The organism is Bartonella sp. AA86SXKL, from assembly GCF_042196885.1.
This window is the reverse complement of sequence record NZ_JBHIRE010000602.1, coordinates 1-523: the sequence shown is the minus strand read 5'-3', so window position 1 is coordinate 523 and position 523 is coordinate 1. Positions and strand designations below refer to the sequence as shown.

Genomic DNA, 523 nt, shown 5'->3' with positions numbered 1-523 from the left:
CATGATATTCCTATTTCCGATCAATGCAGTTGGTATATTAACCCAACAGGAAAATTTGTTATCGGTGGCCCCCAATGTGATGCTGGACTGACAGGACGTAAAATTATCGTTGACACTTATGGAGGCGCAGCCCCCCATGGTGGAGGAGCTTTTTCAGGCAAAGATACAACAAAAGTTGATCGTTCTGCAGCTTATGCTGCACGCTATCTGGCTAAGAATATTGTTGCAGCTGACTTAGCAGAACGATGCACTATTCAACTCTCCTATGCAATCGGCGTTGCACAACCCTTATCCATTTATATTAATTTCCATGGAACAGGAAAAGTCGATGAAAGTATTATCGAAGCAGTAATCCGGAAAATAATGGATCTTTCACCGACAGGAATCCGGAAACATTTAGATCTCAACAAACCGATTTATACAAAAACAGCCGCTTATGGTCATTTTGGACGCAAACCAAAACGTGATGGTTCATTTTCATGGGAAAAAACTGATCTCATTAAAACGCTTCAAAAAATGATTA

The 523-nt window shown here is 40.5% G+C and carries 1 protein-coding gene; it reads left to right on the top strand.

Translation table 11 applies throughout. The features are described 5' to 3' along the window. Window positions 1-523: methionine adenosyltransferase domain-containing protein (locus tag ACFIO5_RS13505; RefSeq protein WP_375705690.1), on the top strand; the 523-nt coding region annotated here is incomplete at both ends.